At 75.4% G+C, this 12,432-nt stretch carries 15 protein-coding genes; 6 read left to right on the forward strand and 9 right to left on the reverse strand.

What is annotated here, in order from left to right; genetic code table 11:
* The 4 genes from B7L92_RS22765 to B7L92_RS22780 all read right to left on the reverse strand — a co-directional run.
* On the reverse strand, positions 1 to 1,050 hold a 1,050-nt coding region (locus B7L92_RS22765), incomplete at its 3' end, for an XdhC family protein (protein WP_081239309.1).
* Positions 1,043 to 3,178: a xanthine dehydrogenase family protein molybdopterin-binding subunit gene (locus B7L92_RS22770; RefSeq protein ID WP_081239310.1), complete on the reverse strand. Its 2,136-nt coding sequence runs from the start codon at positions 3,176 to 3,178 to the stop codon at positions 1,043 to 1,045. The genes B7L92_RS22765 and B7L92_RS22770, both read right to left, overlap by 8 nt.
* Positions 3,175 to 4,167 (reverse strand): FAD binding domain-containing protein, encoded by a 993-nt coding sequence (locus B7L92_RS22775; RefSeq protein ID WP_081239311.1) that lies wholly within the window; start codon positions 4,165 to 4,167, stop codon positions 3,175 to 3,177. The genes B7L92_RS22770 and B7L92_RS22775 overlap by 4 nt, the downstream gene beginning before the upstream one ends.
* Entirely contained in the window at positions 4,164 to 4,721 is a 558-nt protein-coding gene (locus tag B7L92_RS22780) for a 2Fe-2S iron-sulfur cluster-binding protein (RefSeq protein WP_081239312.1), read from the reverse strand. The genes B7L92_RS22775 and B7L92_RS22780 overlap by 4 nt, the downstream gene beginning before the upstream one ends.
* Before the next feature lie 295 nt (positions 4,722 to 5,016).
* Between B7L92_RS22780 and B7L92_RS22785 the strand changes: the two genes are divergently transcribed.
* Positions 5,017 to 5,604, forward strand: coding sequence for a TetR/AcrR family transcriptional regulator (locus B7L92_RS22785; protein WP_081239313.1), 588 nt, complete (start codon positions 5,017 to 5,019; stop codon positions 5,602 to 5,604).
* Positions 5,605 to 5,647: 43 nt separating this feature from the next.
* On the opposite strand, the gene B7L92_RS22790 is transcribed toward B7L92_RS22785, so the two are convergent.
* Positions 5,648 to 6,553, reverse strand: a complete 906-nt coding sequence (locus B7L92_RS22790) for a LysR family transcriptional regulator (protein WP_081239322.1) — start codon at positions 6,551 to 6,553, stop codon at positions 5,648 to 5,650.
* A gap of 121 nt (positions 6,554 to 6,674) precedes the next feature.
* On the opposite strand from B7L92_RS22790, the gene B7L92_RS22795 reads away from it, so the two are divergent.
* Complete coding sequence (locus B7L92_RS22795; RefSeq protein ID WP_081239314.1) at positions 6,675 to 6,911, forward strand: hypothetical protein; 237 nt, start codon at positions 6,675 to 6,677, stop codon at positions 6,909 to 6,911.
* Between the two features lie 79 nt (positions 6,912 to 6,990).
* A complete protein-coding gene (locus tag B7L92_RS22800) occupies positions 6,991 to 8,181 on the forward strand; it encodes a CaiB/BaiF CoA transferase family protein (protein ID WP_081239315.1) in 1,191 nt (396 codons plus the stop codon).
* Between the two features lie 101 nt (positions 8,182 to 8,282).
* Here the strand turns inward: B7L92_RS22800 and B7L92_RS22805 are convergent, their stop codons facing one another.
* Positions 8,283 to 8,930: a phosphoribosyltransferase gene (locus B7L92_RS22805; protein ID WP_081239316.1), complete on the reverse strand. Its 648-nt coding sequence runs from the start codon at positions 8,928 to 8,930 to the stop codon at positions 8,283 to 8,285.
* 130 nt (positions 8,931 to 9,060) lie between these two features.
* Here B7L92_RS22805 and B7L92_RS22810 point away from each other — a divergent pair, with 130 nt between their 5' ends.
* Both B7L92_RS22810 and B7L92_RS22815 read left to right on the forward strand, forming a co-directional pair.
* Positions 9,061 to 9,519 (forward strand): archease, encoded by a 459-nt coding sequence (locus B7L92_RS22810; protein WP_081239317.1) that lies wholly within the window; start codon positions 9,061 to 9,063, stop codon positions 9,517 to 9,519.
* A 61-nt stretch (positions 9,520 to 9,580) separates the two neighbouring features.
* Entirely contained in the window at positions 9,581 to 10,033 is a 453-nt protein-coding gene (locus B7L92_RS22815) for a YbhB/YbcL family Raf kinase inhibitor-like protein (RefSeq protein ID WP_081239318.1), read from the forward strand.
* Positions 10,034 to 10,081: 48 nt separating this feature from the next.
* On the opposite strand, the gene B7L92_RS22820 is transcribed toward B7L92_RS22815, so the two are convergent.
* The 3 genes from B7L92_RS22820 to B7L92_RS22830 all read right to left on the reverse strand — a co-directional run bounded on the left by B7L92_RS22820 (position 10,082) and on the right by B7L92_RS22830 (position 11,808).
* Positions 10,082 to 10,507 (reverse strand): CBS domain-containing protein, encoded by a 426-nt coding sequence (locus B7L92_RS22820; RefSeq protein ID WP_016823504.1) that lies wholly within the window; start codon positions 10,505 to 10,507, stop codon positions 10,082 to 10,084.
* Positions 10,508 to 10,708: 201 nt separating this feature from the next.
* Complete coding sequence (locus B7L92_RS22825; protein WP_081239319.1) at positions 10,709 to 11,137, reverse strand: VOC family protein; 429 nt, start codon at positions 11,135 to 11,137, stop codon at positions 10,709 to 10,711.
* 221 nt (positions 11,138 to 11,358) lie between these two features.
* Positions 11,359 to 11,808, reverse strand: coding sequence for a hypothetical protein (locus tag B7L92_RS22830; RefSeq protein WP_255311085.1), 450 nt, complete (start codon positions 11,806 to 11,808; stop codon positions 11,359 to 11,361).
* 364 nt (positions 11,809 to 12,172) lie between these two features.
* Between B7L92_RS22830 and B7L92_RS22835 the strand changes: the two genes are divergently transcribed.
* Positions 12,173 to 12,376 carry a hypothetical protein gene (locus B7L92_RS22835; protein WP_081239321.1) on the forward strand — a complete coding sequence of 68 codons (204 nt, stop codon included), beginning with the start codon at positions 12,173 to 12,175 and terminating at the stop codon, positions 12,374 to 12,376.
* The last annotated feature ends 56 nt before the right edge of the window (positions 12,377 to 12,432 follow it).

Below are 12,432 nucleotides of genomic sequence, written 5' to 3' on the forward strand. Positions count from 1 at the left end.
CGCGACGATCTCCGCCGCGATGGACAGGGCGGTCTCCTCCGGCGTACGGGCGCCGAGGTCGAGGCCGATCGGGGACCTGAGCCGGGCCAGCTCCCGCTCCCCCACGCCCGCCTCGCGCAGCCGCCGCTCGCGGTCGGCGTGGGTGCGGCGCGAGCCCATCGCCCCCACGAACGCCACCGGCATCCCCAGGGCGGCCTTCAGCAGGGGGACGTCGAACTTCGCGTCGTGGGTGAGGACGCACAGCACCGTGCGCGCGTCGGTCGCGGTGCGGCGCAGATAGCGGTGCGGCCAGTCGGCGACGACCTCGTCGGCCTCCGGGAAGCGGGCCCGGGTGGCGAAGACCGGGCGGGCGTCGCAGACGGTGACGTGGTAGCCGAGGAACCGGCCCGCCCGCACCAGGGCCGCCGCGAAGTCGACCGCCCCGAAGACGATCATGCGGGGCGGCGGCACCGAGGACTCGACGAACAGGGTCAGGCCGCCGGGGCAGCGGGAACCGTCCTCGGCCAGGACGACCGTGCCGGTGCGCCCGCCGTCCAGCAGGGCCCGGGCCTCCTCCGCCGCCGTCCGGTCCAGCTCCCGGCTTCCGCCGAGGCCGCCCTCGTACGAGCCGTCCGGGCGGACGAACAGGGCCCCGCCGAGCAGGTCCGCCGGGCCCCGGACGACCCGGGCGAGCGCCCCCGGACCGCCCCGGTCGGCGGCCGGGAGCGCCGCCCGGAGCACCTGCCGGACGGGGGCCTGCGCGCCGACCGGGGCCACCAGGACGTCGATGGTCCCGCCGCAGGTCAGGCCCACCGCGAAGGCGTCCTCGTCGCTGTACCCGAACCGCTCGACCCGCGTCCCGCCGTCCTCGAGCGCCTGCAGGCACAGCTCGTACACCGCGCCTTCCACGCAGCCGCCGGAGACCGAGCCGACCGCCGTGCCCGCGCGGTCGACGGCGAGGGCGGCACCCGGGTCGCGCGGTGCGCTGCCGTCCACGGAGACGACCGTGGCCACGGCGAACTCCCGGCCCTCGGCCAGCCACCGGAGCAGCTCACCGGCGATGTCAAACACGCGGTCCCCCCGCCCGCAGCACCCGGTCCGGGCGGATGGGCAGACTGCGGTGGCGCACGCCGGTCGCGTGCCAGACCGCGTTGGCGACGGCCGCCGCGGCGCCCACGATGCCGACTTCGCCGAGGCCCTTGACGCCGACCGGGTCGTCGGGGTCCGGGTCGTCCACCCAGTCCGCCTCGATCGCCGGTACGTCGGCGTGGGTGGCGACGTGGTAGCCGGCCAGGTCGGCGCCGTAGAGGCCGCCCGAGGCGCGGTCGCGGACCGCCTCCTCGTGCAGGGCCATGGAGATGCCCCAGGTCATGCCGCCGACGAGCTGGCTGCGCGCGGTGAGCGGATTGACGATCCGGCCCGCCGCGAAGACGCCCAGCATCCGGCGGACCCGCACCTCGCCGGTGGTGACGTCCACGGCGACCTCGGCGAACTGCGCCCCGAAGGAGTGCCGCTCCTTCGGGGTGAGGGCGCCGATGGCGGCGGTGGTGTCGGAGCGCACGGTGATGCCCTCCGGCGGCACGGCGGCTCCCGGCACGAGCCGGTCCCGCAGTTCCTCGGCGGCGGCGGTGACCGCCCAGGACCAGGAGCGGGTGCCCGCGGAGCCGCCGGCGATCATCGCCGGGCCGAAGTCGCTGTCGCCGATCCGCACCCGGACCCGTTCGGGCGCCACCCGGAGCGCGTCGGCGGCGACCAGGGTGAGCGCGGTGCGGGCCCCGGTGCCGATGTCGGCCGCCGCGATCCGCACGGTGAAGGTGCCGTCCGCCTGTGCGGTCACCGCGGCCGTGGAGGGCATGGCACCCGCGGGGAAGGAGGCCGCGGCCGTTCCGGTGCCGAGCAGCAGGCGTCCCTCGCGCCGTACGCCGGGGCGCGGATCGCGGTCGGCCCAGCCGAAGCGGCGGGCGCCCTCGCGGAAGCAGGCGGCCAGGTTGTGGCCGGCGAACGGCAGCCCGGAGACCGGCCCCCGCCCGGGCTCGTTGCGCAGCCGCAGCTCGATCGGGTCGACGCCGCACCGCTCGGCGAGCTCGTCGAGCGCCGCCTCCAGCGCGAACGACCCCGGTGCCTCGCCCGGCGCGCGCATCCACGTCGGGGACGGCACGTCCAGCCGCACGACCTCGTTCGCCGTGCGGTGGGCGTCGGCGTCGTACATCACCCGGGCCGGGCCGGCGCCCGGCTCGACGAACTCCCAGACCGTGGACGTCTGGTTCAGCGAGCGGTGCTCCAGGGCGCGCAGCCGCCCGTCGGCGTCGGCGCCGAGCCGGACCCGCTGGGCGGTGGGGCTGCGGTAGCCGGTGAGCGAGAACATCTGGCGGCGGGTCAGCACGACGCGCACCGGTCGCCGCAGGGCGGTCGCGGCCATCACGGCGGACACCTGGTGGGCCCGCAGGCCCTTGCTGCCGAAGCCGCCGCCGACGTGCTCGGAGCGCACCCGCACGGCGGACGGTTCGAGGGAGAACATCCTGACGAGGTCGTCGGCGACCCAGGTGGTGCCCTGGTTGGAGTCGACCACCTCGAGCCGGCCGCCGTCCCACCGGGCGGTCGCCGCGTGCGGCTCCATCATGGCGTGGTGTTCCTCGGGGGTGGTGTACTCCTCGTCCACCACGTGGGCGCAGGCGGCGAGTTCGGCCTCCAGGTCGCCCTTCTCCGTCACGGCGGGCATGTGCCCGTCCGCCGGGTACGCGTCCGGACGGCCGGCGTGGAACGCGGTGTCGTGCGGCTGCCGCTCGTAGGTGACGACGAGTGCCTCGGCGGCCTCGCGGGCCTGTTCGGGCGTCTCGGCGACGACGAGCGCGACGGGCCACCCGGCGTGCGGGATCCGGTCGTGCTGGAAGACGGCGGCGGTCGGGTCCGGCGGGACGCCCAGCATGCCGACGTAGTCGGTGTCGAGCCGCGGGGCGTTCCCGTGGTGCAGGACGGTGAGCACACCCGGCATGTCCAGCACGTCGGCGGTCCGGACGGAGCGGATCCGGCCGCGGGCGACGGTGGAGAGCACCAGGTGGCCGTGGGCGAGGTCCGCGAAGGGGAGGTCGGCGGCGTAGCGGGCGGCCCCGGTGACCTTGTCGCGGCCCTCCACGCGGGTGTGCGCGGTGCCGACGGCGCCCGCCCGCGTCGTGCGGCCGGCCGTGGGGGCGGTGGTCATCGGGCGGCCTCCTCGGCGAGTTCGGACAGCACGGCCACCACGAGGTTGCGCATGAGGGTCACCTTGTATCCGTTGTCGGGCAGCGGCCTGGCCGCCGCCAGTTCGGCGTCCGCCGCCGCGGCGAAGTACTCCTCGGCGGCCGGGGCCCCGGTCAGGACGCGTTCGGCCGTCCGGGCCCGCCACGGCCGGGACGCCACCGCGCCGAAGGCCAGGCGCGCCTCGCGCACGACCCCGTTGCTGACGTCGAGGGCGGCGGCGACCGAGCCGATCGCGAAGGCGTACGAGGCGCGTTCGCGGACCTTGCGGTAGCGGGAGCGGGCGGCGACCGGCGCGGGCGGCAGGGTGACGCCGGTGACGAGCGCGCCGGCCGGCAGGGCGGTCTCCCGGTGCGGGGTGTCGCCCACCGGCAGGTAGAGGCCGTCGAGCGGCAACTCCCCCGGCCCGTCGGCCGTTTCGTACGAGACGACCGCGTCGAAGGCGGCCAGTGCCACACCCATGTCGGACGGGTGGACGGCCACGCAGTGGTCGGAGGCGCCCAGGACGGCGTGGTTGCGGTGCTCGCCCGAGACGGCGGGGCAACCGCTGCCGGGGGCGCGCTTGTTGCAGGGCGCGGTCACGTCGGTGAAGTAGCCGCAGCGGGTGCGCTGGAGCAGGTTGCCGCCGACGGTGGCCATGTTGCGCAACTGCCCGGAGGCGCCGGCGAGCACCGCCTGGGCCAGGGCCGGGTAGCGGCGGCGGACCTCGGGGTGGGCGGCGAGGTCGCTGTTGGTGGCGGTGGCGCCGATGCGCAGCCCGCCGTCGTCGGTCGGTTCGATCCGGTCCAGCGGGAGCCGGCGGACGTCGACGAGGCGGGCGGGGCGCTCGACGCCGGTCTTCATCAGGTCGACGAGGTTGGTGCCGCCGCCGAGGTAGCGGGCGTCCGGGTCGCCGCCGAGCAGGGCCACGGCGCCGGGGACGTCGTCCGCGCGCCGGTAGGCGAACTCCCTCACGCCACCGCCTCCTCGTCCTCGGTCCGGGCCGGTGCGGCCGCGCGGGCGACGGCCTCGGCGATCGACGGGTAGGCACCGCAGCGGCAGAGGTTGCCGCTCATCCGCTCCCGGATCTCCTCCGGGGTCAGCGGTGGCGGTCCCGCTTCGGGCCGTACGTCGTCGGTGACGGCGCTGGGCCAGCCCGCGGCGTGCTCCTCGAGGACGGCGACGGCCGAACAGATCTGGCCGGGCGTGCAGTAGCCGCACTGGAAGCCGTCCAGGTCGAGGAAGGCCTGCTGCACCGGGTGCAGTCGCCCTCCCCGGGCCACGCCCTCCACGGTGGTGATCTCGCGTTCGTCGGCCGCGACGGCCAGTTGCAGGCAGGAGACGGTGCGGCGGCCGTCGACCAGGACCGTGCAGGCTCCGCACTGTCCCTGGTCGCAGCCTTTCTTGGTGCCGGTCAGATCGAGCCGCTCGCGCAGGGCGTCGAGCAGGGTGGTGCGGTGGTCGACGGACAGCGTGTGCTTCTCGCCGTTGATGTCCAGGGTGACGGTGCTGGACGTGGAGGGGTCCATGAGCAGCCTTCTTTCGCGGATCCGGGGCCTGTCGGGACGGCGTTCCGGACGGCGGGCGGGTCGGTGACTCGGGAGGGGGTGCTGTCGGAACGAGCGCGCTTCGGGAACCATGCGGACATGCGGGATGCGGAGCCGGGGGCCGGCCGTACGGGCCGCGGCACCGGCCGTTCCGCGCCGTCCGTGTCCGTCGATACGATGAACCGAAGCGGACAGCTGTCCGTTACCGGAAAAGTTAGTGGACAGCTGTCCGGTCAACAAGGGCGGGTTTCGGTCACGGCCCGAGGAGGAGTCGCACGTGCGGGAGAAGCGGGAGAGGAAGGACGCGCCCCTGCGTTCGGACGCGCAGCGCAACCGCGAGCGCATCCTGGAGGTGGCCCTGGCCGAACTCACGCGCTCGGCGGACACCCCGCTGAGCGTGATCGCCAAGAGGGCCTGCGTCGGACAGGGCACGTTCTACCGGAACTTCCCCAGCCGTGAGGCACTCGTCCTGGAGGTCTACCGGCACGAGATGCGGCAGGTCGCCGAGAGCGCGGCCCGGTTGCTGGCGACCCTGGAGCCCGACCGGGCCCTGCGCGAGTGGATGGACCGGCTGGCCCGGTTCGCCATGGCCAAGGCCGGGCTGGCCGACGCCATCCGGCAGGCCACCAGCGGACCGGGGAGCCCGGCGAAACCGGGGCACAACGCGGTGACCGAGGCGGCCGAACTCCTGCTGCGGGCCTGCGAGGAGGCCGGCGCCATCCGCCCGGGGGTGACCGCGGACGACTTCTACCTCGCCATCGCCGGCCTCTGGCAGATCGACCCGGACGGGGACTGGCAGCCGCGCGCCACCAGACTGCTGGACCTCGTCATGGACGGGCTGCGCGCGGGGGCACGCGGACGGTAGCGGGGGCACGCGGACGGGTGGGGCCCGGCCCGCTCCCCGGGCCTCAGGCGACCACGGTCGTCGCCAGCTCCCGCAGTTCCCGCAGCGCGGCCTCCACCGCCGGGCGGGCGTGGCCGCCGCCGCGCGTGCAGGTCAGCAGCTTGCGGTGCGGGTCGCCGGCGCAGCGGACGCGGATGAGGGGCAGGTGCGGGGCGAGGCGGGCCAGGCGCGGGATCAGGGCGACGCCGAGTCCGTGGGCGACGAGGTGGGCGGTGACGTTCCAGTCGAGGGCGTGGTGGACGACGTCCGGGGCGAATCCGGCCGCGCCGCAGGCGGACATCACATGCGGCCGGCAGGGACTCTCCGGCACCGGCGCGATCCACGCCTCGCGCGCCGCCTCGGCCAGGTCGATCCGCTCGCGCCCGGCCAGCGGATGCCCCCGGGGGACCACCAGGTCGAACGGGTCGTCCAGCAGCGGCCGTTGGTCGAACCGCGCGTCGCCCAGGGGCGGGTTGTGCGGGGTGGACTCCACGACGGCCAGGTCCGCGGCCCCCTCGAAGAGCAGGTCGAAGCTCTGCTCCACCCCCGCCTCCGCGATCCGCACCGACAGCCGCGGGTGGCGCTCGCCCAACCGGGCGGCCAGGGGCGCCAGCAGTACCGAGACCGCCACCGGGAACCCGGTCACGCGCAGCGGCCCGGCCGGGGCGCCGCGATCGGCCCGCAGGTCCAGTTCCGCCTGGTCCCAGCGCGCCTGGATGGCGTCCGCGTGCGCGAGCAGGCTCTCGGCGGCCGGGGTGAGCCGCACCCCGCGCCCCTGCGGCTCCAGCAGCTCGACGTCCAGGTCGCGGGCGAGCTGGCGGATCTGCTGCGAGGCGGCGGAGGGGGTGAAGTGCAGGGCGCGGGCGGCCGCGGTGACCGTGCCGTAGTGGGCGACCGCCCTGAGGACGTGCAGCCGGCGCAGGTCAATCATGAAGCCCACGCTTCACAATGACGTCCGCAAAGTCAACCTGGACGTGCACGGAGGTTCCGGCGCACCCTTGCTGTGTCGCGACGAACGGTCCCGACCCCCGGAGTGGAAGCGAGGAGTCAGCATGACCAGCACGACCGGCGCCACGGGTACGACCGGCACCGTCTGCCCGTACTGCGGGTGGCCGGACGACGCCGAGCCGTTCCAGGTGGTCTCCCGGCACGGCACGGCGGCGGGCAGCACGGTGTGGACCCGGTGCGGCTGCGGCTCGCTCCAGGCCCGTGCCGTGGACGGCCGCGGCGTCCGCGTCGTGTCCCGCAGCAGGCCCGCCGACCTCCCGTCGAGCCGGGCCGGGCAGTGAACGGCCGGACGGTCGTTGACAGCCGGCCCGCCCCGGTCGTACTAATCGAGGCCGGTGGTCCCGGGGCGCGACAGGAGGCGTGGACGTGCACAGACACCCCTTGTCCGGGGTCACGGTGGTCAGTCTGGAGCAGGCGGTGGCCGCGCCCTACGCCACCCGGCAACTGGCCGATCTCGGCGCCCGCGTGATCAAGGTGGAGCGGCCGGGCGAGGGCGACTTCGCCCGCCGCTACGACACGACCGTCCACGGCCACTCCAGCTATTTCGTGTGGCTCAACCGCTCCAAGGAGTCCCTCACCCTGGACCTGAAGGACCCGCGCGGCCGCGCGATCCTGCACCAACTCCTCGAGGACGCCGACGTGTTCGTGCAGAACCTCGCGCCGGGCGCCGCCGGCCGCCTCGGCCTGGGCGCCGGGGAGCTCACCCGCCGCTACCCGCGGCTGATCCCGTGCACGATCTCCGGCTACGGCACGACCGGCCCCTGGGCGGACCGCAAGGCGTACGACCTGCTGGTGCAGTGCCAGACGGGCCTGGTGTCGCTGACCGGAACGCCGGACGGGACCGCCCGCACGGGCATCTCCGTCGCCGACATCGCCGCCGGGATGTACGCCTACAGCGGCGTGCTCACCGCCCTGTACACCCGCGCGACCACCGGCACGGCCCCGCCGGTGGAGGTGTCGCTGTTCGAGGCGCTGGCCGAGTGGATGGGCCAGCCCGCCTACTACACCCGCTACGGCGGCAGCCAGCCCCCGCGCCTGGGCACCCAGCACGCCACCATCGCCCCGTACGGCACCTACCGGGCCGCCGACGGCCGCGAGGTGCTGTTCTCCGTGCAGAACGAGCGCGAGTGGGCGGCCCTGTGCGCGGAGTTCCTCGGCCGGCCCGAGCTGACCGGCGACCCCCGCTTCGCCACGGGGTCCGACCGCGTGGCCCACCGGGAGGAGCTGAACGCGATCATCGCCGAGCGCTTCGCCCGCTCCGACGCCGAGGAACTGATCGAGGACCTGGAGGCGATCGGCATCGCCTGCGCCGGGGTCAACGACGTCGCCGCGTTCCTCGACCACCCCGTCCTGGCCGCCCGCGGCCGCCGGCGCGAGGTCGCGGTGCCGGGCGCGACCGTGGAGGCGCTGCTGCCGCCCGCCGACCTCGCCGGTCTGCCGACGCGCATGGACCCGGTGCCGGCCGTGGGCGAGCACACGGAGGCGATCCTGACGGAGCTGGGCCACTCCCCCGAGGACATCGAGGCGCTGCGCGCGGACTCCGTCGTCTGAAGCCCCGCGGACTTCGCCGTCCGAAGCCCCGCGGGCTTCGTCGTCCGAGCCGCGCGGTCTGCGGCGTCCGAGCCGCGCGGTCTGCGGCGTCCGGGCCGCGCCTACTCCTGCCGCTGGTGCAGCGCCGCCAGGACGTCCTCGTCCGTCAACTGCTCGAAGTCGTCGTACCACTGCCCCACGGCCATGAACGCGGCCGGCTGGTACAGGCAGACCACCTCGTCGGCCTCGGTGCGCATCATCCTGGCGCCCTCCGGCGAGCAGACCGGGGCGGCCAGCACGACCCGGGCGGGGTCCTGCCGCCGCAGGGACCGCAGGGCGGCGCGGGCCGTGGAACCGGTCGCCAGTCCGTCGTCGACGACGAGCACGGTCCGTCCCCGCAGGTCCGGGGCGGGCCGGTCCCGGCGGTAGAGCTGTTCGCGGCGGCGCAGTTCCCTGCGCTCGCGCTCGACGACGGGGGCGAGGTCGGCCTCGTTGAGCCCGAGCCGGCGCAGGGATTCCGCGTCGAACAGCGGCACTCCGTCGCCCGCCATCGCGCCGACGCCGAACTCCTCGTGGCGGGGAGCACCGATCTTCCGCACCACGAGGACGTCGAGCGGGGCGTCCAGCTCCCGGGCGACCTCCTGGGCCACGGCGACACCGCCGCGGGGCAGGGCCAGCACGACGGGGTCGGGCAGGGCTCCCTCCTCCTGCCTCGCCCGCAGCCGTTCGGCCAGTTCGCGGCCGGCTTGCCGACGATCACGGAACCGCATGGCAGACGCCCTCCCTCCGCACCGGAGACGGCACCCGCGTACCCGCTCCCGGGCGGCCGAAGCGCGCCGCGCCCCGCCACGCGCCGGGGCGGCCCCGCATGGGTGCGCGGCCGCCGGGCAGGCGAGGTGCATGGCCGGTGACACGGACGACTACGGGCAGACGCGGTGGCCGGGCGACAACGGGCACCGGACGGTGCCGCAGGAGGACGACGTCCGGATCGAGGTGTGGGCGGAGAGCCGGGAGAACTGCCTGGCGGAGGCCGTGGCGGCGGTGGTGGAGTGTTTCGCCGACGTCTCCGGGGTGCGGCCGACCGGCGTGGGCCGCATCCGGCTGGACGAGGCCAGCGACGACGATCTGCTGGCCGCCCTGCTGGACGAGATCCTGCACCGGCTCCGGGTGCACGGACAGGTCCCGGTGGACGTGGAGGCGGACGAGGCCGAGGGCGGGCTGGACGTGCGGCTGGCGGTCGCCGGTCTGGCCGACGTCCGGGTCACCGGGGCCCTGCCGACGGCCGTGGCCTGGGAGGAGCTGCGGATCGGACCGGGTCCGTACGGGTGGTCCTGCGCGGTCACGGTGGACGGCGGGTGACGGCGCCGGTGCCGGGGCGCGCGTCGCATGCCCCGGGGACGGCCGGGGTACCCCGGGGCACATGAACGGCATCGACATCGGCAGTGACACCTTCGACGACCACGCCTTCATCGCGCGCCGTTACGCCTACGAGGGGGCCAACGTCTCCCCTTCGCTGACCTGGAGCGGGGTACCGGACGACGCGACGGAGCTGGTGCTCCTGTGCGAGGATCCCGACGCGCCGTCGGGCACCTTCGTGCACTGGATCGTGGTGGGCATCGACCCCCACAGCGGCGGGGTCCCGGCGGGGCAGAGTCCCCCGCAGGGCACCGAACTCGTCAACGGCTACGGCGAGCGCGGCTGGGGCGGGCCGCATCCTCCTCCGGGGGACGACGCGCACCACTACTACTTCCGGCTCTACGCCCTCGCCGAACCGTGCGTCCTGCCCGACGCGCCCCGGGCGGAGCAGGTGCACGAGGCGGTCGAGAAGGCGCAGCTCGCCAGCGGCACGCTGGTGGGGCTCTACCGGCGCTGACCGCACGTCCCGCCCGCCGTCCCCCGGGGCGGCGCCGACGGGTGGGCGTCAGTGGGTCGGGGCCGCCCTGCTGATGTCCGCCAGCGCGGAGTGCGGGTCCTCGACGGCGGCGAGATCGCCGAGGCTGACCACGCCGACGGGGCACCCGCCGCGTTCGACGACCGGGAGCCGGCGCACGGCGTACTGCCGCATCAGCTCGACGGCGTGCTCGGTGGTGTCCTCGGGGGTGAGCGTCACCAGGGGCGGGCGCGTGCACAGCGAGCCGACCGTCATGGCCTCCGGGTCGTGCCCCTCGGCGACGGCCCGCAGCACGATGTCGCGGTCGGTGAGCAGACCGAAGAGATCGCAGTCGTACGCCACCAGCACGTCGCCGATGTCCCGTTCGCGCATCAGGCGCGCCGCCCGCGCCACCGAGGTCATGGGCTCCACGGACGCGGTGTCCGACGACATCACGTCCCGTATCCGCCGGGTCATGGGCACCTCCCGGGAACCGGTCGGCCGTCTTCTTCCGTTCGCCGCGTAGCCCGCAGCGCGCCGCGTAAACCGGCCGTGGGGCGGTCGCCCCGCCGTGCGGCCGCCGACCGGGTCCCGTCGCACCGCCCGTGGTCCGCCCGGGTCGGGGCGGGCGCGGACCGTCCGCCCCGACCCGGGCGCCCTCCGGGACCGGGCCCCGGCCTACACCGCCCCGGGGACCTCCTCCGTCGTGCCGTTCAGCGGTGAGGCCGGGTCGCTGCCGTACGGCCGGGTGAAGGCCTCGAGACCGTGTCCGGCCGGATCCCGGAAGTACACGCCGCGTCCGCCGTCGTTGCGGTTGATCCGGCGTGGGTGCCGGCCGTGCGGATCGGCCTGGATCGGGATCCCGGCGTCCACGAGCCGGGCGAGGACCGCGTCGAACTCGTCCTCGGAGACGAGGAACGCGTAGTGCTGCACGGGGACGTCGGCGTCGACGGTCGCGAAGTCCAGGGTGACGCCGTTGGCGGTCGTCACCGGCAGGAACATCCCGGCCGGTTCCCCGACTTCCAGCCCCAGGACCTCCGCGAGGAAACGGGCGGACTTCTCGCGGTCGCGGGTGAGGACGATGGTGTGGTTGAACTCGACTGACACGGGTCAATGCCTCCACGGGCATCCGCGGCGCCTCCATGCCTCACCCTGCCGGTGACCGGCACGCGACGCCGCACACACGGCACCCTAGGCGGCGGCCCCCGCGTCCGTCGAGCGGTTTTCCCGGCGGTGCCGCCGCCCCTGGCCGCCGGTGGTCCCCGGCACGCGCGCGAGGGAGGCGGACCGGATCACCGGCCCGCCCCCTGTCGACGGGTCGTCCGGGCTCAGTACCAGCCCGTCTCCGCCAGGACGTGCCCGTCGCAGGCGAGCAGGGCGCGGGAGACACGGCCGTGGAGGTTGTTCCCGATCTTCGTGTAGGCGTAGGTGACGCCGGGGTCCACGGTCTCGGAGACCCAGCCGTCGGCACGGTGCGTCCCGTTGTTCGAACGCTCCAGTACGGCCGCGCAGTTGGCGCGCGAGTTCTCGATGCGCGCGAAGGATCCGCACGAGTCGGAGGAGAAGTACTTCAGCGCCGTGCTCCCGGCGTACCGGGTGGGCCCGATCTGCCGGAACGTGCCCGAGCAGCCGGAGACCGTGGGGTACTGCCCCTCCAGTGCGTAGGCCCCGTAGTTGCCGCCCGAGTACGGCGCGGCGTGGGCGGAGGCGGGGAGGAGCGCCATCACTGCGGCAGCGCCCCCCGCGGCCAGCAGAGTTCTGAGCGGTCGGCGGCTCATGGTCCCTCTTTCCTGTGTCGGCGGTGGCACGGTCGTGCGTGCGGCCGGTGCCCCGGCCGCGCGCAGCCCGTGTCCGCGACCGTACGGCCCGCCACCGTCCGTCCGGCACCTGACAGTTGTCAGGGTCGGGTGCGCGGCAGCAGCGCGAGGTACTCCTCCCGCGCCGGTCCGAGGCGGAGCGCGCCCGGCGCCGGGCGGGCGGGACCCGGCGGCTGGACGGTGATCGTTCCCAGGGGGATCCCCCGGCTGACCGCGGGAATCGTGGGGGACGCATTCGGTCTGCCGCCGAGGCGGCGGCGCGGGGTGGCTGAACCCCGTTCTCCGGGGCACCCGGTCGGCACACCGTCTCCGGGGAGGGACACCCGTGTTCGCCACCGCATTCCTGCTGCTGCCCGGGCTGGGCCTGTTGCTGCTGCTCATGACACACATCGAGGACCGGCTGCTGGGGAAGGACGACTCGCCCCGGCGGCCCCGTCTGCGCGTTCTGCCGGGAGGCGGGGGCGGTCCGTCCGCCGCGGCCTCGTCGGCGGCCGGGCGTCCCCCTCGTCGGGGACGGCACGCCGCCTGATCCGGCGCGGCGCACGGCGCCCGGACCCCGTGCGCCGCGCCGGATCAGGCGGCGTG

The organism is Streptomyces viridosporus (assembly GCF_002078235.1).
GTDB classification, from domain to species: Bacteria; Actinomycetota; Actinomycetes; order Streptomycetales; family Streptomycetaceae; genus Streptomyces; species Streptomyces viridosporus.

Coding starts and splice junctions, on each gene's coding strand:
- B7L92_RS22770 (WP_081239310.1), bottom strand. CDS start 3,178: ATGACCACCGCCCCCACGGCCGGCCGCACGACGCGGGCGGGCGCCGTC.
- B7L92_RS22780 (WP_081239312.1), bottom strand. CDS start 4,721: ATGGACCCCTCCACGTCCAGCACCGTCACCCTGGACATCAACGGCGAG.
- B7L92_RS22790 (WP_081239322.1), bottom strand. CDS start 6,553: ATGATTGACCTGCGCCGGCTGCACGTCCTCAGGGCGGTCGCCCACTAC.
- B7L92_RS22795 (WP_081239314.1), top strand. CDS start 6,675: ATGACCAGCACGACCGGCGCCACGGGTACGACCGGCACCGTCTGCCCG.
- B7L92_RS22805 (WP_081239316.1), bottom strand. CDS start 8,930: ATGCGGTTCCGTGATCGTCGGCAAGCCGGCCGCGAACTGGCCGAACGG.
- B7L92_RS22810 (WP_081239317.1), top strand. CDS start 9,061: ATGGCCGGTGACACGGACGACTACGGGCAGACGCGGTGGCCGGGCGAC.
- B7L92_RS22815 (WP_081239318.1), top strand. CDS start 9,581: ATGAACGGCATCGACATCGGCAGTGACACCTTCGACGACCACGCCTTC.
- B7L92_RS22820 (WP_016823504.1), bottom strand. CDS start 10,507: ATGACCCGGCGGATACGGGACGTGATGTCGTCGGACACCGCGTCCGTG.
- B7L92_RS22830 (WP_255311085.1), bottom strand. CDS start 11,808: ATGAGCCGCCGACCGCTCAGAACTCTGCTGGCCGCGGGGGGCGCTGCC.